This is a genomic window from Cohnella baijiui (genome assembly GCF_020731285.1).
Taxonomy (GTDB): Bacteria; Bacillota; Bacilli; order Paenibacillales; family Paenibacillaceae; genus Cohnella.
Genome location: NZ_JAJFOW010000110.1, coordinates 1 through 449, shown reverse-complemented (window position 1 = coordinate 449; position 449 = coordinate 1). Strand labels below are relative to the sequence as shown.

2 tRNA genes are annotated in these 449 nt (G+C 50.3%); both read left to right on the top strand.

Annotated features, from left to right (window positions below):
- Positions 1-28 precede the first annotated feature (28 nt).
- Positions 29-104 (top strand) — tRNA-Met (locus LKX83_RS31860).
- Between the two features lie 158 nt (positions 105-262).
- Positions 263-339 (top strand) — tRNA-Asp (locus LKX83_RS31855).
- The last annotated feature ends 110 nt before the right edge of the window (positions 340-449 follow it).

Genomic DNA, 449 nt, shown 5'->3' with positions numbered 1-449 from the left:
CCTCCACCATTGTAAATCTATATATTGTCGCGGGGTGGAGCAGTTGGCAGCTCGTCGGGCTCATAACCCGAAGGTCGCAGGTTCAAGTCCTGCCCCCGCAACCAATAAAGTATTTGTACTACGTCGATTCATCTTCTATGTTCAAATACGATGGTAGTACCCGCAGGGTGCAACCAAAGTTATCCGAACAACGTCGAATCGGTATCTATGATGGATAAAATCAGTGGTACTTGAAAAGTGCAACCAATAAAGTATTGTATACGGAGCCGTGGTGAAGTTGGAGTTCACGCTGGACTGTCACTCCGGAGGTCGCGGGTTCGAGTCCCGTCGGCTCCGCCATTTATTATTTGTTTTATAAGAAGACGGCCCTCTCACCCGAGAGGAAGTTCTGCTACAACCGCTCACGTCGTGTGAGCAACGCAGAACCTCGCGCATCCTGCGCATCGGAG